This is a genomic window from Caulobacter sp. GW821-FHT11E10, assembly GCF_058808375.1.
Window position 1 is genome coordinate 165,810 of sequence record NZ_JBXARP010000011.1, and the last position, 21,171, is coordinate 186,980.

At 68.1% G+C, this 21,171-nt stretch carries 21 protein-coding genes; 13 read left to right on the forward strand and 8 right to left on the reverse strand.

The genetic code is table 11. The features are described 5' to 3' along the window. The first annotated feature begins 19 nt into the window (after positions 1–19). Complete coding sequence (locus AC1RRV_RS22415) at positions 20–2,098, forward strand: TonB-dependent receptor plug domain-containing protein (RefSeq protein ID WP_492861861.1); 2,079 nt, start codon at positions 20–22, stop codon at positions 2,096–2,098. 120 nt (positions 2,099–2,218) lie between these two features. Here the strand turns inward: AC1RRV_RS22415 and AC1RRV_RS22420 are convergent, their stop codons facing one another. Further along, the gene (locus tag AC1RRV_RS22420) at positions 2,219–4,123 is read right to left on the reverse strand and encodes a peptide MFS transporter (protein ID WP_492861862.1); all 1,905 of its coding nucleotides are present in this window, start codon (positions 4,121–4,123) and stop codon (positions 2,219–2,221) included. 216 nt (positions 4,124–4,339) lie between these two features. On the opposite strand from AC1RRV_RS22420, the gene AC1RRV_RS22425 reads away from it, so the two are divergent. After that, the gene (locus tag AC1RRV_RS22425; RefSeq protein ID WP_492861863.1) at positions 4,340–4,867 is read left to right on the forward strand and encodes a DUF427 domain-containing protein; all 528 of its coding nucleotides are present in this window, start codon (positions 4,340–4,342) and stop codon (positions 4,865–4,867) included. 40 nt (positions 4,868–4,907) lie between these two features. Here AC1RRV_RS22425 and AC1RRV_RS22430 read toward each other — a convergent pair whose 3' ends face one another. Both AC1RRV_RS22430 and AC1RRV_RS22435 read right to left on the reverse strand, forming a co-directional pair. Continuing rightward, positions 4,908–6,269 (reverse strand): glutamate--cysteine ligase, encoded by a 1,362-nt coding sequence (locus tag AC1RRV_RS22430; protein ID WP_492861864.1) that lies wholly within the window; start codon positions 6,267–6,269, stop codon positions 4,908–4,910. A gap of 132 nt (positions 6,270–6,401) precedes the next feature. After that, positions 6,402–7,118, reverse strand: coding sequence for a 16S rRNA (uracil(1498)-N(3))-methyltransferase (locus tag AC1RRV_RS22435; protein ID WP_492861865.1), 717 nt, complete (start codon positions 7,116–7,118; stop codon positions 6,402–6,404). Positions 7,119–7,164: 46 nt separating this feature from the next. Here AC1RRV_RS22435 and ppk2 point away from each other — a divergent pair, with 46 nt between their 5' ends. Continuing rightward, on the forward strand, positions 7,165–7,926 hold the full coding sequence (gene ppk2, locus AC1RRV_RS22440; RefSeq protein WP_492861866.1) for a polyphosphate kinase 2: 762 nt from the start codon (positions 7,165–7,167) through the stop codon (positions 7,924–7,926). Here ppk2 and AC1RRV_RS22445 read toward each other — a convergent pair. Then, a complete protein-coding gene (locus AC1RRV_RS22445) occupies positions 7,923–8,303 on the reverse strand; it encodes an iron chaperone (protein ID WP_492861867.1) in 381 nt (126 codons plus the stop codon). The genes ppk2 and AC1RRV_RS22445 overlap by 4 nt on opposite strands. A gap of 80 nt (positions 8,304–8,383) precedes the next feature. Next, positions 8,384–9,883: a S10 family peptidase gene (locus AC1RRV_RS22450; RefSeq protein WP_492861868.1), complete on the reverse strand. Its 1,500-nt coding sequence runs from the start codon at positions 9,881–9,883 to the stop codon at positions 8,384–8,386. Between the two features lie 98 nt (positions 9,884–9,981). Between AC1RRV_RS22450 and AC1RRV_RS22455 the strand changes: the two genes are divergently transcribed. Continuing rightward, positions 9,982–11,757 (forward strand): DUF4153 domain-containing protein, encoded by a 1,776-nt coding sequence (locus AC1RRV_RS22455; RefSeq protein WP_492861869.1) that lies wholly within the window; start codon positions 9,982–9,984, stop codon positions 11,755–11,757. 1 nt (position 11,758) lies between these two features. Here the strand turns inward: AC1RRV_RS22455 and AC1RRV_RS22460 are convergent, their stop codons facing one another. Then, on the reverse strand, positions 11,759–13,546 hold the full coding sequence (locus AC1RRV_RS22460; RefSeq protein WP_492861870.1) for an ABC transporter ATP-binding protein: 1,788 nt from the start codon (positions 13,544–13,546) through the stop codon (positions 11,759–11,761). Positions 13,547–13,577: 31 nt separating this feature from the next. After that, entirely contained in the window at positions 13,578–13,859 is a 282-nt protein-coding gene (locus AC1RRV_RS22465; protein ID WP_492861871.1) for a DUF454 family protein, read from the reverse strand. An 81-nt stretch (positions 13,860–13,940) separates the two neighbouring features. Between AC1RRV_RS22465 and AC1RRV_RS22470 the strand changes: the two genes are divergently transcribed. From AC1RRV_RS22470 to AC1RRV_RS22495, 6 genes are all read left to right on the forward strand, one after another. After that, on the forward strand, positions 13,941–14,954 hold the full coding sequence (locus AC1RRV_RS22470; RefSeq protein WP_492861872.1) for a UbiA family prenyltransferase: 1,014 nt from the start codon (positions 13,941–13,943) through the stop codon (positions 14,952–14,954). A gap of 64 nt (positions 14,955–15,018) precedes the next feature. Beyond that, the gene (locus tag AC1RRV_RS22475) at positions 15,019–15,975 is read left to right on the forward strand and encodes a fatty acid desaturase family protein (protein ID WP_492861873.1); all 957 of its coding nucleotides are present in this window, start codon (positions 15,019–15,021) and stop codon (positions 15,973–15,975) included. Positions 15,976–15,999: 24 nt separating this feature from the next. Next, the gene (locus AC1RRV_RS22480; protein ID WP_492861874.1) at positions 16,000–16,659 is read left to right on the forward strand and encodes a class I SAM-dependent methyltransferase; all 660 of its coding nucleotides are present in this window, start codon (positions 16,000–16,002) and stop codon (positions 16,657–16,659) included. A gap of 44 nt (positions 16,660–16,703) precedes the next feature. Then, a complete protein-coding gene (locus tag AC1RRV_RS22485) occupies positions 16,704–17,057 on the forward strand; it encodes a VOC family protein (protein ID WP_492861875.1) in 354 nt (117 codons plus the stop codon). A gap of 250 nt (positions 17,058–17,307) precedes the next feature. Continuing rightward, a complete protein-coding gene (locus AC1RRV_RS22490) occupies positions 17,308–17,742 on the forward strand; it encodes a YkgJ family cysteine cluster protein (protein WP_492861876.1) in 435 nt (144 codons plus the stop codon). Beyond that, complete coding sequence (locus tag AC1RRV_RS22495; RefSeq protein WP_492861877.1) at positions 17,742–18,284, forward strand: YkgJ family cysteine cluster protein; 543 nt, start codon at positions 17,742–17,744, stop codon at positions 18,282–18,284. Before AC1RRV_RS22490 ends, AC1RRV_RS22495 begins: the two co-directional genes overlap by 1 nt. On the opposite strand, the gene AC1RRV_RS22500 is transcribed toward AC1RRV_RS22495, so the two are convergent. Then, positions 18,281–19,141: an NAD-dependent epimerase/dehydratase family protein gene (locus tag AC1RRV_RS22500; protein WP_492861878.1), complete on the reverse strand. Its 861-nt coding sequence runs from the start codon at positions 19,139–19,141 to the stop codon at positions 18,281–18,283. The genes AC1RRV_RS22495 and AC1RRV_RS22500 overlap by 4 nt on opposite strands. A gap of 34 nt (positions 19,142–19,175) precedes the next feature. Between AC1RRV_RS22500 and AC1RRV_RS22505 the strand changes: the two genes are divergently transcribed. From AC1RRV_RS22505 to AC1RRV_RS22515, 3 genes are read left to right on the forward strand one after another with little or no spacing between them, the layout of a single operon-like run. Beyond that, the gene (locus tag AC1RRV_RS22505) at positions 19,176–19,532 is read left to right on the forward strand and encodes an MmcQ/YjbR family DNA-binding protein (RefSeq protein WP_492861879.1); all 357 of its coding nucleotides are present in this window, start codon (positions 19,176–19,178) and stop codon (positions 19,530–19,532) included. Next, positions 19,529–20,173: a Pr6Pr family membrane protein gene (locus AC1RRV_RS22510; protein ID WP_492861880.1), complete on the forward strand. Its 645-nt coding sequence runs from the start codon at positions 19,529–19,531 to the stop codon at positions 20,171–20,173. Before AC1RRV_RS22505 ends, AC1RRV_RS22510 begins: the two co-directional genes overlap by 4 nt. Before the next feature lie 20 nt (positions 20,174–20,193). After that, entirely contained in the window at positions 20,194–21,033 is an 840-nt protein-coding gene (locus AC1RRV_RS22515; protein ID WP_492861881.1) for an aldo/keto reductase, read from the forward strand. The last annotated feature ends 138 nt before the right edge of the window (positions 21,034–21,171 follow it).

The window sequence follows — 21,171 nt, forward strand, 5'->3', positions numbered from 1 at the left end:
CTTCGGGGGATGAACGCCAATGCTCGCGACCGCTTTGTTGATCGCCTTGGCGGGCGTGGCGCCCCTCGATGAAGACCAGGCCATCGCCACCGCCGACACGCCCGCGCCGGCCGCCGCCGCCGCGACCACCCCGGCGGCGCAGGAAGCCGACCCGGCCCAGCGCGGCGTCATCCCCTACGCGCCCGAGTTCTTCGCCGCCGCCCAGCCCAGCACCGCCCTGGACATGATCACCCGCCTGCCCGGCTTTTCGCTGGAGCAGGGCGACAACGCGCGCGGCTTCGCCGGCACGTCCGGCAACTTTCTGATCAACGGCGAGCGTCCGACGACCAAGAACGAGTCCCTCGAGGACATGCTGCGGCGGATCTCGGCCTCGACGGTCGAGCGCATCGACCTGATCCGAGGCGGCGCGCCCGGTATCGACATGCAGGGTCGCACGGTGATGGCCAACATCATCCTGAAGCGCTCCGTGCAGGTCGAGAAGGTCATGAACGTCCAGACCTATCTCTATCCGGACGGCTTCTTCGGCCCGATCCTGGAGCTGCAGGGCTCGCGTCGCGAAGGCGACAACGCCCTGGAAGGCTCCCTGAAGGCCACCCGCGACCGGACCGACAACACCTTCGACGGCGGCGTGCGCCTGCGGACCAACGGCGCGGGCGTGCCGACCTCGAAGGACGCCCTGAAGGGCTACGACATCATCCAGAACTATCTGGTGCGCGGCGCGATCCAGCGGCCCATGCTCGGCGGCAAGACGCGGGTCAACGCCAAGATCGAGTACTTCGGCTTCGATCGCGACGTGACCGCCACCCGTGTGTTCCCCGCCCTGGGCCGCGAAGTGAACGGCGAGACGCTGGAGAACTACACCGGCGAGTTCGGCGCCCGCTACGACCGCAAGCTTTCGGCGGCCACCGACCTGCAACTGGTCCTGCTTCAGAACCTCCAGCGGGAGAACTACGGCTCGACCTTCGAGGTCCCCAGCCAGGTCGTCGACTACAGCGCCAAGACCGACACCGGCGAGACCATCCTGCGCTCGGAGCTGAAGCACCGCCGCTCGGACAGCCTGTCGTTCGAGGCGGGGGTCGAGGGGGCCTACAACTTCCTGGACGGCGACACGCGCTATCTCGAGAACCACGTCCTGATCCCGCTGCCGGCGGCCCAGGTGAAGGTCGAGGAGCTTCGCGGCGAACTGTCGGGCAAGGCGATCTGGCGGGCCAGCCCCAAGCTGAACATCGAGGCCGGGGCCCGCCTGGAGGTCTCCCGGATCAGCCAGAGCGGCGACACCGAGCTGTCGAAGTCGTTCTTCTATCCCAAGCCCCGGGTCCTCGCGACCTGGTCGCCGACCAAGAACGACCAGCTGCGCGTCCGCGTCGAGCGCGAGGTCGGCCAGCTGGACTTCGGCGACTTCGTCTCGTCGGCGGGGACCGAGACCGGTACGGTCGACGCCGGCAATCCCGACCTCGAACCCGAACGCAAGTGGGTGATCGAGACGGCCTGGGAGAAGCGTTTCTGGGGTGGCGGCGCGCTGGTGCTGAGCTGGCGGCACGCCGAGCTTCAGGACGTCGTCGACGTCATTCCGATCAACAAGACCTTCGAGGCCCCGGGCAACATCGGCGACGGCGTGAGCGACTTCTACCAGGTCAACCTGACGCTGCCGACCGACAAGCTGGGCGTCAGCGGCGGCCAGCTGAAGACGCGGCTCTCGTGGGCCGAAAGCGAGGTCACCGACCCGGTCACCCACGCCAAGCGGCGGATCTCGGGCCAGACACCCTTCACCTGCGACGTGCGCTTCACCCGCGACATGCCCGGCGGCAAATGGAGCTGGGGCGTCATCACCTTCTGCCCGAACGAGCAGCGCCAGTACCGCATCGGCGAGGTGCGCACGTTCACCTTCGAGCAGTGGGTGGAAGGTTTCGCCGAATGGCGGCCGCGCAAGGACCTGACGATCCGCGCCGAACTGGCCAACTGGGCCAGCCGTCACAAGAGCCGCACCCGGGTGATCTACCAGGGCAGCCGCGCTTCGGGAGTCGTCACCCAGACGGAACGGCGCGAGGTTCCGTTCGAACCGTACCTGTTCCTCAAGGTGCGCAAGAGCTTCGGGTAGGGAGCGGAAACGGCCCTCGCGGTATTGAGCCACCGCGAGGGCCGTCCCACCCGAGATGAGGCGTGGCCCCTCCACGCCTCCGCGAAGGGCCCCGGATCGTCGCCGGGGCCCTTCCTAGCTTTAGGCCTGGCCCGAGACGCTCGGGTCGGCGACCAGCGCCTCCCCGGTGTCGTCCGCGCCGTGCGACCACTTCTTGAGGATCGGCGACAGGGCCAGGAACAGGACCCCGATCCCGATCGCCACCAGGCCGATGATCTTGAAGACCAGCAACGACTGAGCCATGGCGGCGGCGGGGTTCAGGACCTGGCCGCCGATGGTTTCGGTCGAGGCGATGGCCGCGATCCAGCTGCCGAACAGGTTGGCCATGGCCAGGGCCATGTACCAGACGGCCATCACGAACGAGACCATCTGCAGCGGCGACAGCTTGGTCATCTGCGACAGGCCGACCGGCGACATGCACATCTCGCCGGTGGTGTGCAGCATGTACATCAGCACCAGGAAGATCAGCGGCATCTTGAACGCGCCGTCGGCGAAGGTCGCGCCGATCAGCAGGATCAGGAAGCCCGCGCCGACCTGGATCAGCGACAGGCCGAACTTGATCATCGGGTTGGGGTTGATCCCCCGCGCGGTCAGCAGCGTCCACAGGGCGGCGAAGACCGGGGCGAAGATCAGGATCCAGCCGGCGTTGATGGCCTGGGTCTGGGCGGCGTTGAAGGCCGTGTTGACCCACAGCTTGCCGCTCGTGGAGATCCCCGCGGCGGTCAATTGCTCGGGCGAGCCCAGCACCACCGCCCCGCCGAACCATTCGACCGGCTTGGCCAGGAGCTTCAGGTTGACGTTGGAGGCCGCGAACAGGTTCAGCGACGAGCCGGCCTGTTCGAACAGGGTCCAGAACACCACCGCGCCCAGCACCAGCATGGTGGCCAGCAGCAGGCGCTCGCGCTCGACCTTCTCGCACTTGGCGAAGGCGAACCACAGGATGTAGCCCAGCGAACCGAACATGCCGGCCAGCAGGGTCACATTGACCACCGGCGTGCGCTGGACGACCAGGAACACCGCCACGACGGCCAGCATCGAGACGCCGTAGATCACCAGCTCACGGGTGATCGGCCCCGCGACCTTCTCCTTCAGCTTGGCGTCGGCCGGCGGCTCGCCCTTGCCCAACAGCCAGGGCTTGCCCAGCACGAAGATGATGAAGCCGACCAGCATGCCGAGGCCCGCGGCGCCGAAGCCGGCCCACCAGCCGACATTGACGCCCAGCACGCCGCAGAGAATGGCGGCCCAGAACGAGCCGAGGTTGATGCCGTAGTAGTAGAGGGTGAAGCCCGGATCCCGGCGCGCGTCGCCCTGCGGATAGAGCTGCCCGACCAGGGCGGCGACATTGGACTTCATGAAGCCCACGCCGACGATGATCAGGGAAAGCGCCAGCCAGAAGATGTTGAGGTACAGCGGGTCGCGGTCCTTCACGTCCAGCTTGTACTGGCCCTTGGGCAGAACGGCCGGGAGGCCGGCGTCCGCGGGCAGGCCCTTGACCGAGAAGTCGCCCGCCTCGGTCGCCGAGATCTCGTAGGGCTTTCCGGCCACGATCAGCTTGGCCACGCGCTCGTCGCCGCGACCCGCGGCCTGGAACTCGTAGGTCTGGGCGGCATAGGTCAGGGTCTGGACCGCCGGTTTGCCCTCGACCGCCATGGCCAGGTGGCCGGCGACCAGCAGGATCGCGCCGAAGGCCACGGCCTTGCGGGTGCCCAGATAGCGGTCGGCCAGGAAGCCGCCCAGCAGGGGCACGATATAGACGAGCGAGGTGTAGGAGCCGTAGTGGCCGCTGGCGACCTTGGGGTCGAACAGGAAGTGCTGGGTCAGATAGAAGATCAGCAGGCCCCGCATGCCGTAGTAGGAGAAGCGCTCCCACATCTCGGCCAGGAAGCAGATAATCAGGCCGCGCGGATGGCCTTTCAGTAGCTGGATGACGACAGGAATGCCGGTCACCAGCGTGACCAGAATGCCCGCGGCGATAACGATGTTCATACGCTAGCCTTGAACGTAACGAGAGACAGGGATCGACCCCCCATTGGTCAAATCATCCCCGTCGGCCCCAATTTGGCGGGGAGAAGATCACGCGGCTGGCGGTTTCACAAGCAACGCCTTGCCGGCGGCGCCTGGGCCTCCAATCTTTGACGTGAAGCCTAGCGGGCGGTCCGTGCGTTTGCATGGCGAACCCCAATCACGGACGGGAGCCCGACCATGAAGATCCCCGACGAAACCCACCCGATCACCATCACCCGCGCGCCCAACACGGTGCGGGTCCTGTTCGAGGGCCACGAGATCGCCGACAGCGACGACGTGCTGGTACTGAAGGAAGCAAGCTATCCGCCGGTCTACTATTTCCCGCGCGGCGACGTGCGGATGGCGTTCCTGCGCCGGACCGACAAGGTGACCCACTGCCCCTACAAGGGCGACGCGGCGTACTTCACCATCTATCGCGACGCCAAGGTCATCGAAAACGCCGTCTGGTCCTACGAGGACCCTTTCCAGGCCGCCGGCCGGATCGGCAATCGCGTCGCCTTCTATCCCGAGCACGTCGAGTTCCAGCTGGGCGACCTCAACGCCGCCGAGACCGAGGCGTTGAACGTCGACGAGGTGATCCGCCACACCGACAGCGGCTCAGGGGCCAGCCAGGCCGAACGCTGGCCGCCCAATGTCGACATGCCCGATCCGGAACGGATCGAGCGCGATGTCGACCAGCCCTACAAGGGCGTGGGGTCGCTCTAGCGGCGTATTCGCGCGCGGCGCCCAAGCGCCGCGCGACTTTCTAATAGGCGCAGTCGGTGAAGACGCGGCTGATGTCGCCCTTCCACTCGCCCTCGTAGAGCGACAGAAGGCGTTCGGCCGGCGTAATGCCGCTGTCGGCGATCTGCTCGAGCTCGCCCAGATAGATGGTCTCGTCGAGGAAGCCGCCGTTCATATGGGCGCGGTTCTTCAGGCCCGAGCGGGCGATGGCCACGAAGTCCTTGGCCACGTCCTGAGCGGTGCGGCCGGCGACCTTGGCCTTCAGGCCCAGCTTCGGCACGTCGCGGCGCAGACCCTCGCGGTCCTCCAGCGTCCAGTCCTTGCAGAGGTCCCAGGCCGCGGCCAGGGCCGCGTCGTCGTAGAAGACGCCGGTCCACAAGGCCGGCAGGGCGCAGAGGCGGCTCCACGGGCCGGCGTCGGCGCCGCGCATTTCCAAATAGGTCTTCAGGCGCACTTCCGGGAAGGCCGTGGTCGTGTGGTCGGCCCAGTCCTTCATCGTGGCGATCTCGCCCGACAGCTCGGGCAGCTTGCCCTCGATGAAGTCGCGGAAGCTGCGGCCGGCCACGTCGATATACTTGTCGCCGCGCTTGACGAAGTACATCGGCACATCCAGCGCGTAACGGGCGTAGCGCTCGAAATCGAAACCGTCCTCGAACACGAAGTCGAGCAGGCCGGTGCGGTTGGGGTCGGTGTCGGTCCAGACGTTGGCGCGCGACGACAGGAAGCCGTTCGGCTTGCCCTCCGTGAACGGAGAATTGGCGAACAGGGCCGTGGCGATCGGCTGTAGGGCCAGGCTCATGCGGAACTTGGCGACCATGTCGGCTTCGCTGGAGAAGTCGAGATTGGCCTGCACCGTGCAGGTGCGCAGCATCATGTCGAGGCCGAGATTGCCGACCTTGGGCATGTAGTTGCGCATGATCACATACCGGCCCTTGGGCATGACCGGCACGTCCTCGCGCTTCCACAGCGGCGAGAAGCCCAGGCCCAGGAAGCCGAGACCCAGCTCGTCGGCGACGGTCTTGACCTCGTCCAGGTGCTGGCCGGTCTCGTCGCAGATGTCGTGCATGGTCGCCAGCGGCGCGCCGGAGAGCTCGAACTGGCCGCCCGGCTCGAGGCTGACATTCGCCCCGTTGCGTTCCAGGCCGATGATGGTCGGGCCTTCCATGACGGGCTTCCAGCCGAAGCGCTGCAGGCCGGTCAGGAGGGCGTGAACGCCCTTGTCGCCCTCGTACGGAACAGGCGTGTGGGAGCCCAGATAGAAGCCGAACTTCTCGTGCTCGGCCCCCACGCGGAAGCGCTCCTTGGGCTTGGAGCCCTGGGCGAAATACTCGGTCAGATCGGCGAGCGTCAGCTGACGCTCGTGAACGCTAGTGGTGTCGGCCATGCAAGCCGTCCCTCCCCAGGGTGTAGTGCTGCGGGAGGAGAGGGCCCATTCTCTCCGCCGACGGCGAACTCGGTCACGCCCAGTTGGGCGTTTTCTTTGCGAACCTCAAGAGGTGACCGTCAGCATATATTTTTAGCGCCAGTCTCCGGCGGCGGCTTGCCACAAGGTCATGGCGGCGATCGCGGCCGTGTCCGCGCGCAGGATGCGGGGGCCCAGCGACACCGGCGTGACGAACGAAAGTCCCCGCAGGCGCTCGCGTTCCTCGGGGGCGAAGCCACCTTCAGGACCGATCAGGATGGCGGCCGGATCGCCGCTTCCGGCCAGGGCCTCGATGGCGGGTCTGGCGTCACCGCCCTCGTCGCAGAACACCAGGCGTCGGCCTGGGTCCCAGCCGTCGAGGATCTTGTCCAGCTTCTCGGGGTCGGCGACCTCGGGCACGTCCAGGCGGCCGGTCTGCTCGGCGGCCTCCATGGCGATGGCGTCGAGGCGACCCAGCTTGACGAAGTCGACATTCGTCCGTCGGGTGACGGTCAGGCGCACCCGGCGCGCGCCCAGCTCGGCGGCCTTCTCGACGATGGTCTCGACCCGGCCGCGCTTGACCATGGCGACGATCAGGTCGAGGTCCGGGCCCAACGCCATCGGTCGGGTCTGCTCCTCGGCCTTCAGCAGGCAGCCGCGCTTGGTCGACTCGATGATGGTCGCGCGCCACTCGCCGTGCTGACCGTTGAACAACAGCACCTCGGCCCCGACGCCCAGGCGCATCACCGAGGTCAGGTAGCGCGTCTGGTCAACGGTGGGGACGACGCCGGCGCCGGCGGAGAGATCGTTGGGAACGAAAAGGCGGATCATTTCGTCCTTCTAGCTCAACAACCGTTTCCGGGGGTAGGGTCGCCGAATGAGCAAGTCCGACGACTATGACAACGAACTGGTTCAGCTGCAGCTCGCGCTGATCGAGATGCAGAAGAAGGCGATCAAGAACGGCGACAAGCTGCTGATCGTGTTCGAGGGCCGCGACGCCGCCGGCAAGGACGGCACGATCGCCCGGGTCACCGAGCACCTGTCCAAGCGCGCCACCACCGTCGTGGCCCTGCCAAAGCCGACCGAGCGCGAGCGCGGCGAGTGGTACTTCCAGCGCTATGTCGACTACCTCCCGGCCAACGGCGAGGCGGTGATCTTCAATCGCTCCTGGTACAACCGGGCCGGGGTCGAGCGGGTCATGGACTTCTCGACGGCCGAACAGCAGGAGCAGTTCCTGCGTGACGTGCCCGCCTTCGAGCGGCTGCTGGTCGAGAACGGCCTGCGCTACGTGAAGTTCTGGCTGGATATAAGCCGCGACGTCCAGGCCGAGCGCCTGAAGGCCCGCCGCGAGGACCCGCTGAAGGCCTTCAAGACCAGCGACCTGGACAAGGTCGCCCAGGACAAGTGGGACGACTACAGCAAGGCGCGCGACGAGATGCTGATGCGCACCTCCAGCGATGTCGCGCCGTGGGTCTGCGTCCGCGCCGACCACAAGAAGGCCGCGCGGCTCAACGTCATCCGCTGGCTGCTGCATTCGGCCGGCGACAAGAAGCTGGTCAAGGGCGTGGCCAAGCCCGATCCCGACGTCGTCTTCTCGTTCGAGCCGGCGGCGCTGGAGGACGGGCGGCTGGCGCGCTAGCCCTTCCGGCGCTTCGCCCGCCCGGCCGCGATCTCGCGATTCCGCGCCACGCAGTGCTCGACGATGTCGCGGACCAGGGCGGGCGGCAGGGGCGCGTCCGGCTGGAACCGGATCGTGCCCTTGCTGGTCTCGAAGCCGGCCAGTTGCTCGGCGAATTGGTCGATCACCGCGCCCGGATAGAAGGCGCAGTGTTTCGCGGCCGCGCCGAAATGCACGAGATTGCCGTCCAGCTTGAAGGTCGGCAGGCCATAGCTGATCGCCTCGGTCGCCTCGGGGGCGACGGCGCGGATCTGGCCGCGCAGGGTCTCCAGGGCCAAGCGCTGCTCGGCGGGCAGCTTGGACAGATAGTCGTCGATGGACGCGGCGGGAGCCTTCACGGGTCGATCCTCAAGCTGACGGCCGATCTAGCCGCCAAACCAGGACGTCCGGGAAGGCCCCACGCCGACACCGGGCCCGACTATTTCGCCCCGTAGAGGGCCATGACATCCTTGCGGAACGCCGCGCCGCTGTCCGGACGGCTGTAGAACATGTGGCCGCCCGGATAGTTGGACAGGGTCACGCGGCCGCCGGCCGTGGCCGGCATGGCGTCGACCACCAGGCGCGAGGCGAAGAACGGACACGACAGGTCGTTGTAGCCGTGGACGATCAGCACCTTCAGCTTCGGGTCGACCGAAACGACCTTGCGCAGGTCGGTGACCGACTCGGTGTCCGGACCACGACCGCGATCCCACAGGCGGTTCACCGAGCCCGACAGCGCCTCGTAGCGAGCGTCCGGCTTCCAGCCGACGATGCGGGTGGTGAAGTCGACGATGGCGCTGGTGGTCGGGGCGATGATCGCGTCCAGGATCGGGTCGTTGACCTCCTGGGTCGGGGCGTTCGGGAAGGGATCCAGCGAGGTGACGTTGCTGTCGTAGCGGCTGCCCAACCGCCCCTTGTCGCGGAACACCTCGCGCAGGAACGACTGGGTCTCCAGCTTGCCGCCGGCGCGGCGGACATAGGCGGGATCCAGGCCGGTCATGGCCGAGACCTTGGTGGTCAACCGGTCCAGGGCGGCGGGGTCGGAGCCCTTCATCAGGTCGACCATGTATTCGCCGCGCGTATAGTCCTCGACGGCCTTGATGCTGTCGGTAGACAGCTTGCCGTCGCGCTCCAGCTTGGCGGCGGCGATCGAGGGCAGGGTCCACATGGCCGGCAGGGGCGAGATCTCGCCCGCCGTGCGGCCGGCGCTGGACAGCAGCGGCGAGACCAGCACCACGCCCTTCACCGCGACGCCGAGGTCGGTCTGCAGGGTGTAGGCCAGGCGCGGCCCACGGAAGCCGCCATAGCTCTCGCCGACCAGGTACTTCGGCGAGGCCAGGCGCTCGGTCTTGACCAGGTAGTCGAAGACGATCCGCGACAGGTAGTCGATGTCCTGCTTGACGCCGAAGAAGCGCTTCTTGCTCTCCTCCTCATTGACCAGAGAGCGCGAGAAGCCGGTGCCGACCGGGTCGATGAACACCATGTCGGTGAAATCCAGCCAGCTGGCGGGATTGTCCTCCAGCTTGGTGAAGGCCGAGGGGCTGTCGCCTTCCGCGCCGAACTGCACGCGCTTGGGGCCGATCGCGAAGTTCAGATAGACCGAGGCCGCGCCGGGGCCGCCGTTGAAGGCGACGGTGATCGGCCGAGCCGGATCGCGAGGACCGTCCAGAACGTACGAGGTGTAGACCACCTCGCCGATCTTCTTGCCCTTCTCGTCGCGCACCGGCAGCACGCCCACCGTGGCGGTGTAGGCGACGGTCTTGCCGCCGATCACGGCCGTCTGCTTGACCGACTTGTCGGCCGGCAGCGGCGGCAGGTCGATGCCCGACTTCTCGGCGGCGGGCTTGTCGCCCGACTTGTCCTGCGCGAATGCGGTCGGACCACCCATCGCGGCAATGATGCAGAGCGCCGCAACGCCGGCCTTGAAAGACTGTTTCATGATGACCCCTCGACTGAGGTCGAAATTGCTAAGCGAACCGGCGCAGCTTCACAACCACGTGCGGGCGTGATGCTGTGACGGCTTGCAAGGAGACACTCGTGACGGACGCCAAGACGGTTCGGACCACCGCCCTGACCCGCCTGGCCATTGGCCTGCTCCAGGGGATCGTTCTCTTCCTGCTGCAGAAGGCCGATGAGTCCAAGGCCTGGCCGGCGACCCAGCCGATGCTCTATGCGCCGCTGCTGGTCTGCGCCCTGATGGTCCCGCTGCTGCCGCTGGCGGCGCTGTCGGCGATGCGGCGGAACGCGCTGATCGGCTGGACCGCCATCGCGGCGGTCGTGGCGGCCATCCTGGCGACCCACGCGGCCTGGGCGGGGGCGCAGCCCGACCGCCTGGGCTCGGGACCGCTGTCGCCGCCGCTGTTCATCGCCGTGGCCGCCCTGCTGTTCATCGCCCACCATCTGGTCCAGCCGGCCGAGGCGGTCCGCCGCCCGGTCGCGCCCTATGCGGACTATTTCGAGCTGGCCTCGACCAACCTGGTGCGCCTGGCCCTGTCCCTGGCCTTCACCGGCGCGTTCTGGCTGCTGCTGTTCCTGGCCGGAGCGCTGTTCAAGCTGATCGGCGTCAACGCCATCGAGAAACTGACCCAGGAGACGGCCTTCGCCTTTCCAGCCACGGGCCTGATGTTCGCCGCCGCCGTCCACATGGCCGTGCAGTTGACCGAGGCCCGGGCCGGCCTGGTGCGCGGCGTGCGGAGCGTGGGGCTGACCCTGCTGGCCTGGCTGTCGCCCCTGATGGTGGTGATCGCCGCCGGCTTCCTGGCCACCCTGCCCTTCACCGGCCTCGCCCCGCTGTGGGGCACCAAGGCCGCCACCGCCCTGCTGCTGGCCGCGGCCGCCGCCCTGATCATCCTGATCAACGCCGCCTACCAGGACGGGGTCGAGCCGCCGCACGTCATCCCCCGCTGGGCGGCGCGGATCGCCAGCCTGCTGCTGATCCCGATCGTGGTGCTGGCCGCCTACGCCCTGTGGCTGCGCGTGAACCAGTACGGCCTGACGCCGGACCGGGTGTTCGCGAGCGCCTATCTCGTGGTCGCGATGGGCTTCACGATCGGCTACGCCATCGCCGCCCTGCGCAAGGGCCCGTGGATGAAGCCCGTGGAGCCGACCAACCTGATCATGGCCGCCGTCTCGGTCCTGCTGCTGATCGCGCTGTTCACCCCCATCGCCGACCCGGCGCGGCTGTCGGTGGGGAGCCAGGTGAAGCGATTGGAGGCCGGCAAGGTCACGGCGGCGAAATTCGACTTCCAGTTCCTGCGCTTCGATAGCGGGCGGTACGGGCGCGAGGCGCTAGACCGGATGAAGGTCAGCGCCGACAAAGGCTTGGCGCGCCGGGCGCACGAGGCGAGCGTGGCAAAGGAGAAGGCCCCGGTCTTCGCTAGGTCAGGCCCGGACCTTTCGAAGACGCCGGTCTATCCGGCTGGCAAAGCCTTGCCTGCGAGCTTCCTTAGCCAGGATCCCGCGGCCCATGACACCGCCTCGGTCTGCGCGTTTGCGGAAACCAACTGCTCGATCCTTCTGCTCGACGTCGACGGGGACGGCCAGGACGAAGTGCTGATGACCACGGGCGCGACGTTCGACGTTATGAAGTTGAAGGACGGCCGCTGGCGCAGGGTCGCAATGGCGACCCCTTCCTGCGGAAATGTCGATATCGTCGCCGCGCTGAAGTCTGGGTCAGTGCGGCTGGACGCGCCGATTCCACGCCAGGACCTGATGGTCGGCGATCAGCGCTTACTGATGCGCCCCTCATCCGACGACTGCCTCGCGTCCGCGTCGCCGTTGACGGCCGGGCTCGTCACCCTCGACAAGAAGTAATCTAAATCACGCCCGCGCTGATCGCGTTCAGCCGCGCATAGACCCCGCCCTTGGCCGTCAGTTCGGCATGACGCCCCTCCTCCACGACGCGGCCGCCCTGGAACACCAGGATCCGGTCGGCGCCGCGCACCGTCGACAGGCGGTGGGCGATGACGATCGTGGTCCGGCCTTCCATCAGCGCCTCGGCGGCGGCCTGGACATGGCCCTCGGTCTCGACGTCCAGCGACGAGGTCGCCTCATCCAGCACCAGGATCGGGGCGTCGGCTAGGAACGCCCGGGCGATGGCCACACGCTGGCGCTCGCCGCCCGACAGCTTGACGCCGCGCTCGCCGACCAGGGTGTCGTAGCCCTTGGGCAGGCGCAGGATGAAGTCATGGGCGCGGGCCTTGATCGCGGCGTCCTCCACCTCTTCGCGGGTCGCGTCCGGCTTGCCGTAGGCGATGTTCTCAAGGAGCGTGCGGTGGAACAGGGCCGGGTCCTGGGGCACCACCGCGATGGCGCGGCGCAGGGACGCCTGGGCCACCTTCGAAACGTCCTGGCCGTCGATGAAGATCGTCCCGTCCTGCAGGTCGTGCAGGCGCTGGACCAGCTTGACGAAGGTCGACTTGCCCGAGCCCGTCGGCCCGACCAGGGCCACGCGCTCGCCGGGGGCGATCTCCAGGCTGAAGTGGTCGTATAGCGGCGCGCCAGCGGCCTTGTAGCGGAAGGTGACGTTCTCGAACGCGATGGCGCCAGGCCCGGGCTTGAAGTCGGGAGCGTCCGGCGCGTCGGCGATCTGCGGCGACAGGCGCGTCCAGGCGGCGACGTCCTCGGTGTCGTCGATGCCCTTCTGCAGCATGCGGATATTCTCGCCCAGGTTCCGCAGATAGCCGCTCATCAGCATGAAGGCGGTGATCGCGAAGGCGACGTCGCCGGGCGTGGCCGTGCCGTGCGCCCAGCCCCAGACCATCGATCCGGTCAGGCCGGCCTGCAGCACGACCAGCAGCAGGTTCTGGCCCAGCCAGACATCGGTGAAGCGGCTCCAGGTGACCATCACCGCATCACGCCATTGCGCCGTCACCTCGGCCAGGCGCTCGGCCTCGCGGGTCTCGGCGCCGAAGCTCTTGACGGTCGGGTTCGAGGTCACGGCGTCGGCCAGGGCGCCGCCGATCTTGGAGTCGAGCGCGTTGGACTTCAGGTTGCTGGGCCGCACATAGCGCTCGGTGATTGCCAGGTTCACCGACAGGTAGGCGACGACCACGACCAACGAGACGCCGCCGGCCAGCGGCTGGCGGATCAGCATGGCGATCGACAGACCGACCAGCACGATGACCCCCGGGCCCAGCCAGATGGTCACCGCGTCGGTGACGCTGTCATAGCCCCACATCGCCCGGGTCAGCTTGCGCACGGTCGCCCCGGCGAAGCTGTCGGCGTGCCAGTCCGACGAGAAGGCCTGGACCTTGGCGAAGCTCTCGTTGGTCATCTCCTCCATGTTCCGGGCCGCCAAGGGGATCCAGAACCGGTGGGCGATGTTGCGCACCACCGCGAAGGCGAAATAGACGCCGATGAACACGGCCAGGGCCGACCACGCCCCGGCGTCGCCGCGCGGCTTGCTAGCGACGGTGTCGACCAGGTGTCCCGAGGCGTAGGGCAGGGCCAGGTCGAAGGCCACCGCCACCAGGGTCAGGCCGACGCCGAAGCCGAACAGCACCGGCCGCCGCTTCCAGAACCGGGCCACGAAGCCCAGCACCTGGCGGTTCGACAGCGCGCGCTTGCGGGCGCCGATCTCGTCTTCGTCCTCGTCGATCATGGCGGGGAGATAGTGCTTTCCCGCCCCCGCGTCAGCCCCGCCGCTTCTTCCGCCCGCCGCCAAACGGGCGCCAGCGCAGGAACCAGACGATCGCGGGCCCGACCACCGGCACGCGCAGCATCGGCCGGACGGCGTGCGGGCGGGTCTTCAGGAAGCACAGCACCGCGCCAATCCAGAACACCGTGGTCGGCAGGCCGGGCGTGACGATCCCCACCGCCCCGGTCGCCAGCAGGGCGCCGCCAATGCCGTCCAACGCCCAGCGCTCGACGCGGGTCAGGCGGCGGCGCGGTTTGCGACGGGGCGGCAGGCTCATGGGCGAACGCTAGCGCGCGCGGGCGACGGCCGAAAGCCTCGAGTCTTTCCCGCTCCGTGCTCGCGGGTTAAGCCTCGCCCCATGAGCACGATCCTGCCCGACGCCGTCGCCACCAACTGGGTCGACCGCCACGCGCCCGAGCGCCTGCGGCCCTGGCTGAAGCTGGGCCGGTTCGACCGGCCGGCCGGGATCTGGCTGCTGATGCTGCCCGGCTGGCAAGGCATCGCCCTGGCCAGCGCCGAACAGGGCCGCTGGCCCAACCCGCTGCTGCTGCTGGCCGTGTTCCTGGGCGCGGCCCTGATGCGCGCCGCGGGCTGCGCCTTCAACGACATCGTCGACCGCGACTTCGACGCGCAAGTCGCTCGAACCGCGATGCGCCCGATCCCGGCGGGGCTGATCACGGTCAAGCAGGCCTGGATGTTCCTGACCGGCTGCAGCCTGGTCAGCCTGCTGATCCTGCTGTGCCTGAACCCGCTATGCCTGCTTCTCGGCGCGCTCTCCCTCGGGCTTGTGGCCGCCTACCCCTTTATGAAGCGCATCACTTGGTGGCCGCAGGCGTGGCTGGGCCTGACCTTCAACTGGGGAGCCTTGCTCGGTTATGCTGCCGCAAGCGGAGGAGCGCCGACGGTCTATCACCTTGTGGCAGGTCTTATGACTGCCGCATCCCCCGGCAGCATGGCTGTACTGGCGCCGACACCGCACCTGTCGTGGTCGGCTGTCGCACTCTACGCCTCCGGCATCTTCTGGACCCTCGGCTACGACACGATCTACGCGATCCAGGATATCGAGGACGACGCCCTGGCCGGCATCAAGTCCTCGACGCGACGCCTGGGCGACCACGTCCAGGTCGGCGTGGCGGGGTTCTATCTGGCGTCGTTCGTGATGCTGATCGTCGCCGGCTGGGTCGGCGACATCGGTCCGCTGTTCCTGCCGCTGGCGGCCCTGTTCGTCCTGCACCTGTCGCGCCAGGCCGCCGCCGTGCGGATCGACGATGGGCCGGCGGCGCTGAAGCTGTTCAAGTCCAACGCCATGGCTGGGCTGATCGTCTTCGCGGGCCTGGTGGCGGGGCTGTGGAAGCCGGGCGTGCGGTTCTAGGCCTCCGCCAAATGTGACGTCGCGTCATGCTGTCAGGCGCGGGCGGATATGCGATGATCGCTTCATGGCCGTCGCATCGCGCGTCAAACCGCAGGACCTGTTCACGCCCGACGAATGGACGCGGATTTCCGCGCGCTCGTCCTGGCGCGGGATCGCCATGGTGGCCCACGCCTGGGGCGTGATTATCGCCGCCGGCGCGCTGTTCGTCCTGTTCCCCAACCCGCTGACCTATCTCCTGGCCGTCATGCTGATCGGCGCCCGGCAGCTGGGCCTGGCCATCCTGATGCACGAGGCCGCGCACGGCGGGCTGCACCCCAATCTCAAGGTCAATGACGGGCTGGGCGAGTGGCTGTGCGCCGCGCCCACCGGCGCCTCCCTGGCCAAGTACCGGCCCTATCACCTGACCCACCACAAGTTCGCCCAGCAGGCCGAGGACCCGGATCTGATCCTGTCCGCGCCCTTCCCGACCACCCGCGCCAGCCTGCGCCGCAAGATCATCCGCGACCTGACGGGCCAGACCTTCTTCAAGCAGCGGTTCGGCCCCTTGCTGGGCAAGATGAAGGGCTCGTCGTCCACCGGGCAACCGAAGGGCGCGATCTTCGCCGGCGAGATGACGCGGCAAAGGCCGTTCCTGCTGTGGAACCTCGGCATCCTGGTGGTGCTGTCGGCCATGGGCCTGTGGTGGGCTTGGCTGGCGCTGTGGATCGTGCCGATGGCCACCTGGTTCCCGCTGGTCACCCGCCTGCGCAACATCGCCGAGCACGCCCTGGTGGCCAAGGACGAGCCCGACCCGTTCCGGCACGCCCGCACCACCCAGGCCAACTGGATCGAGCGCGCCCTGATCGCGCCCTACCACGTCAACTTCCACGCCGAGCACCACATGTTCATGCACACCCCGTGCTGGAACCTGCCGAGGGCGCATCGGCTGCTGGCCAAGAAGGGCCTCACCGGCGGCATGCTGACCGCGCCGGGCTATCTGGACGTGCTGAAGGCCGCTTCGAGCAAACCGGTCGCCGCCTAGCCTCGCCCGTGCTCTAAGCGCCGCATGATCGTCCAGACCCTGGAAGGCCGTCGCGCTTTCATCCGTGACAACACGCGCTTCCGGCCGACGCCGCACGCGCCGGAGATCTCGCTGCATCTGGCCGACGAGATCACCCCGATCTGGAAGCTGACCGAGGAAGCGCTGGAGGAGATCGGCCTGCCGCCGCCATTCTGGGCCTTCGCCTGGGCGGGCGGTCAGGCCCTGGCCCGCTACATCCTCGACCACCCCGAGATCGTCGCCGGCAAGCGGGTGATCGACTTCGCCACCGGCTCGGGCGTCGTCGCCATCGCCGCGATGAAGGCGGGCGCGACGAGCGTGCTGGCGGCCGACATCGATGTCTTCTGCGAGGCGGCCGTGGGCGTGAACGCCGAGGCCAACGGCGTCGACATCGGCTTCACCGAGGTGAACCTGCTCGACGCCCCGCCGCCGGAAGCCGACGTCCTGCTGGCCGGCGACATCTGCTACGAGAAACCCATGGCCGAGGCGGTCATGGACTGGCTGAGGCAGGGCCGGGCGAACGGCGCCACCGTGCTGATCGGCGATCCCGGGCGCACCTACTTCCGCAAGGATGACCTGGTGAAGCTGGCCGAGTACCAGGTCGAGACCACCCGCGAGCTGGAAGATTTCGCCGTGAAGCGGACCAGCGTCTGGACTCTGCCGTGACGTCGAATTAGAACAATTAGAGAACATAGCTTCAAGGGTGCGCCATGCGTGAAGACGGCAAGATCGACTATATCGAGTGGCCCGGCGGCGACCTCCCGGCCACCAAGAGCTTCTATTCGGCGGCGTTCGGCTGGAGCTTTGTCGACTACGGGCCCGACTATGTGGCCTTCGAGGGCCAGGGCGCGGACGGCGGTTTCACCAAGCCGCAGGAAGGCGCCACGGACCGGCCGCTAGTCATCCTCTACGCCCACGACCTGGAAGCCATGCTGGACAAGGTGATGAAGGCCGGCGGCGTGATCACCGCCCCGATCTTCAGCTTCCCGGGCGGGCGGCGGTTCCACTTCACCGATCCGTCGGGGAATGAGCTGGGCGTGTGGAGCGCGACGGGGGTCGAGTAGCCCCGAGCCAAGACACCCTGCCTTCCTCGCCCTCGTGGCGAGGACCCATGGCGCGGCCTGGCGCTGAGCTTTCGGAGCGCGCCGCCAGCGTTGGCGTGCTCCCAACTGTTCCGAGCCAGTGGAAGCATGGGTCCTGGGCACGAGGCCCAGGAAGGCGGGTGGAAGAGATGGGCGAGCCCCCCATCAAAACCGTCACATACCCTCGCTAATGTCCGCCGCCTGACGATTGGCCCGGTCGGGGCGAGGACGTATGGGCGACAAGAGCTGCGGCGACTGCGGCATGTGCTGCAAGCTGATGGGCGTGGAGGCTTTGCAAAAGCCGCCGCACGCCTGGTGCAGCCATTTCCGCAAGGGCGCGGGCTGCGCGATCTATGCCGACCGCCCGACAGCCTGCGCCGACTTCGCCTGCTATTGGCTGAAGGCCGAGGGCCTGGGCGAGGAATGGCGGCCTGACCGGGCCCGCTTCGTCCTGCACCGCGAGGACCGGGGCCGCCGCATGGTGGTCGAGGTCGATCCGGCCAGTCCGGAAGCTTGGCGCAAGGCGCCGTATCACCAGACCCTGCGCGCCTGGGCCGCGCGCGGCGCCGCCGACGGCCTGACCTTGAACGTCCTGGTCGGCCAGCGCGCCTTCGAAGTCCGCGCCGACCGCGACGTCGATCTGGGCCTGGTGCGGGGCGCCGCCTGATGAGCCAGATCACGCCGCTCGAACGCCCACCCGTCCCCGCCGCCGGCAAGGCCTGCGGTTCGTGCGGCCTGTGCTGCAAGGTCCTGGCGATCGAGGCGCTCGGCAAACCCGACGGCGCCTGGTGTGGCCATTTCAAGAAGGGCGGCGGCTGTGGCTTCTACGACCATCGCCCACCCGCCTGTCGTGCCTTCCACTGCCTGTGGCTGACCTCCGAGAAGCTCGGCGACGAATGGCGGCCCGACAAGGCCGGCTTCGTCATGTATGCCGACCGCGACGGCAAGCGGCTGAACGTCGTCGTCGACCCCGGCAAGCCGGCCGCCTGGCGGCGCGAGCCGTACTATTCGTACATCAAGGCGATGTCGCGCCGGTCCTATGACGGCTACGAGCTGGTGGTCTGCGTCAGCGACCGCCGGATCGTGGTGTTCCCGACCGAGGAGATCGACCTCGGCGTCCTGTCGCCGGACCGCAAGCTGGTCAGCGGCTATGTCGAGCAGGACGGCGCCCTGACGCCCTTCGCCATGGTGCTGGCGGACGCGGACTAGAAGCGGGGCCGAAACGCCCGCGGGCTCCACCCGAAGTCCCGGACCGCCTCGCGCGAGTCGAACGTCAGGTCCTGGCCCATCCGCGTCCCCATGGCCGTGGTCGCGCCCGGATAGAACGGCTTGGCCAGCCGCATGATCAGGGTGAACAGCCACGTCGGCAGCGGCAGGGTGCGCGGCTGCTTGCTCAGTCCCTCGAACACCCTGTCGACCATCACGCGATAGGTCACGGTCTCACCGCCCACCAGGTCGTAGGCTCGGTTCCTGGTCGCGGGAGAATGAGCCGCCGCCAGAGCGCCCTCTGCAAGGTCCTCCGCGTGCACCGGCTGGCGCAGACCCTCGCCGCCGCCCGACAGCGGCATGACATGGAAGCGCTTCACCAGGCGGGCGATGCGGCTGACGTTCTCGTCATGACCTTCGTCGTAGATCAGGGTCGGCCGCAGGATGGTCCAGGCGACGCCATGTTCGGCGCACCACGTCTCGACCACCTGTTCAGCGCCGGCCAGTTCCAGAGCCACGGCCCGCTCGGCCGCGTCCGGGGAGTCGGCCTTCGTGAAGCGGCTGGTCGAGGAAAAGGCGATCAACCGGCTCATGCCCCGCGCCTTCAGTCCCGGCAGCGCGCCGGGCAACAGCCAGATCGGCGACAGCGAGAACACCGTGGCCACGGCCGGCAGATGATCGGCCAGGTGCGGGTCCTTCAGGTCTCCGTCCAGCCAACAGGCGTCATCCGACGGCGGCTGCCGACTGACGGCGACCGGATCGAGGTCCTCGGCCTTCAGTCGCGCCAGCAGGTGACGGCCGATCAGGCTGGTCGCGCCCAGCACCAGGACCGGCGTCTTCAGGGTGTTCTCAGCGTCCATTCCCCTCATATAGTCCCGGTGAGGTGGGGAGCCCATGACCTACGACGACGTCAGAGCGTTCGCGTTCAAACTGCCCGGCGTCGAGGACGGGACCGCCTACGGTCGGCCCTGCCTGAAGGCGCACGGCAAGTTCCTGACCCGCCTGTTCGAGGACGGAGAAAGCCTGGTCTGCGCCAGCGTGCCGTTCGACGAGCGCGAGATGCTGGTCGAGGCCGAGCCCGACACCTTCCACTTCACGGATCACTTCAGGAACTACCCGTACGTCTTGGTCCGCCTAGCCCAGGTCCATCCCGGCACGGTCGAGCGCCTGCTCACCCGCCACTGGCGCGCCACCGCGCCGAAGAAGGTGCTGAAGGCCTGGGACGCGGACCACCCCACGGAGATCCCATGAAGCTCTGGCGCATCCTGATCGCCGTCATCGCCTGCCTGGGTCCCGCCCTGCAGTACGGCCTGATGGTCTATGACGAGACCCTGGTCTCGGCCGCCGTGAAGTCGGTCGAGTTCTTCAGCTACTTCACGATCCTGGCGAACATGCTGGCCGCGATCGCGCTGACCGCCCCCTTGGTCGCGCCCGCCAGTCGCCTGGCGACCTGGGCCGAGCAGAGCGGCCCTCGCGCGGCGATCGCCACCTACCTGGCCATCACCGCCGTGGTCTATCACCTGCTGCTGGCCAGCCAGTGGAACCCGCAGGGCCTGCGTCTCGTGGCCGACACGATCCTGCATTCCATCACCCCGCTGGCCTTCCTCGCCGACCTGGCGCTACGCGGCGGCCAGGGCGAGGCGCGGTGGATCGCGGCGGCCAAGGCCATGGCCTTCCCGGCCCTGTTCGGCGCCTGGACCCTGATCCACGGCGCGCTGTCGGGCTTTTATCCGTACCCGTTCATGAACGTGGCCAAGCGCGGCTATCCCGCCGTGGTGCTGACCATGGTCGAGATGAGCCTGGCCTTCGCGGCCGTCGCCCTGGTCTTCATCGTCCTCTCGCGCGTTCGAGCCAAGGTGGCGCTGGACCGCCCCGCGCCTATATCCGCCTGACCGCTTTTCCGGAGTTCTCCATGTCCAAGCTCGTTCCCGCCGTCCGCTCGGGCGACGTCCTGATGCCCGCCCTGGGCTTCGGCACCTGGCAGCTGGAGAACGGCACGGCCGTGCCCTTGGTCGAGAAGGCCCTGGAGGTCGGCTACCGCCACATCGACACCGCCCAGATCTATCGCAACGAACGCGACGTCGGGGCGGCGATCAAGAACAGCGGGATCAAGCGCGACGACATCTTCCTGACCACCAAGGTCTGGATCGACTTCTTCGCCGAGGGCGACCTGCAGCGCTCGGCCGAGAAGAGCCTGGAAAAGCTGGGCGTCGACCACGTCGACCTCCTGCTGCTGCACTGGCCCAAGCCGGACGTGCCGCTGGCCGAGACGCTGAAGGCCCTGAACGAGGTCCGCTCGCGCGGCCTGACCCGCGCCATCGGCCTGTCGAACTTCCCCTCGGCCCTGCTGGAAGAGGCTTCCAAGCTGTCGGAGGCCCCGATCGCCACCGACCAGGTCGAATATCACCCTTACCTCTCCCTCAAGACCCTGATCGCCAAGGCCCACGCGCTGGGAACCTCGATCACCGCCTGGTCGCCCCTGGCCCAGGGCAAGGTCGCCGAGGATGCGACCCTGATCGAGATCGGCCGCGCCCACGGCAAGACGCCCGGCCAGGTCACCCTGCGCTGGCTGATCCAGCAGGGCGTCATCGCCATCCCCCGCACCAGCAATCCCAAGCGGATCGAGGAGAACTTCGACATCCTCGACTTCGCGCTGTCGGAAAACGAGATGACCCGCATCCACGGCCTGGCGCGGCCGGATGGCCGTCTGGGGGACTGGCTGGACAAGGCTTACGCCTGGGACGTGGAATAGGCGGCCCGGACTCGCGACGTTAGAGCTGTCAAAGGTCCGCCACGGGTGGGGAGCGTACGCATAAGATCCTCCCCCTTTGGGGGAGGTGGCCCAGAGGGCCGGAGGGGGCAGCTCGGCATAGGCCGCATAGCCCCCACA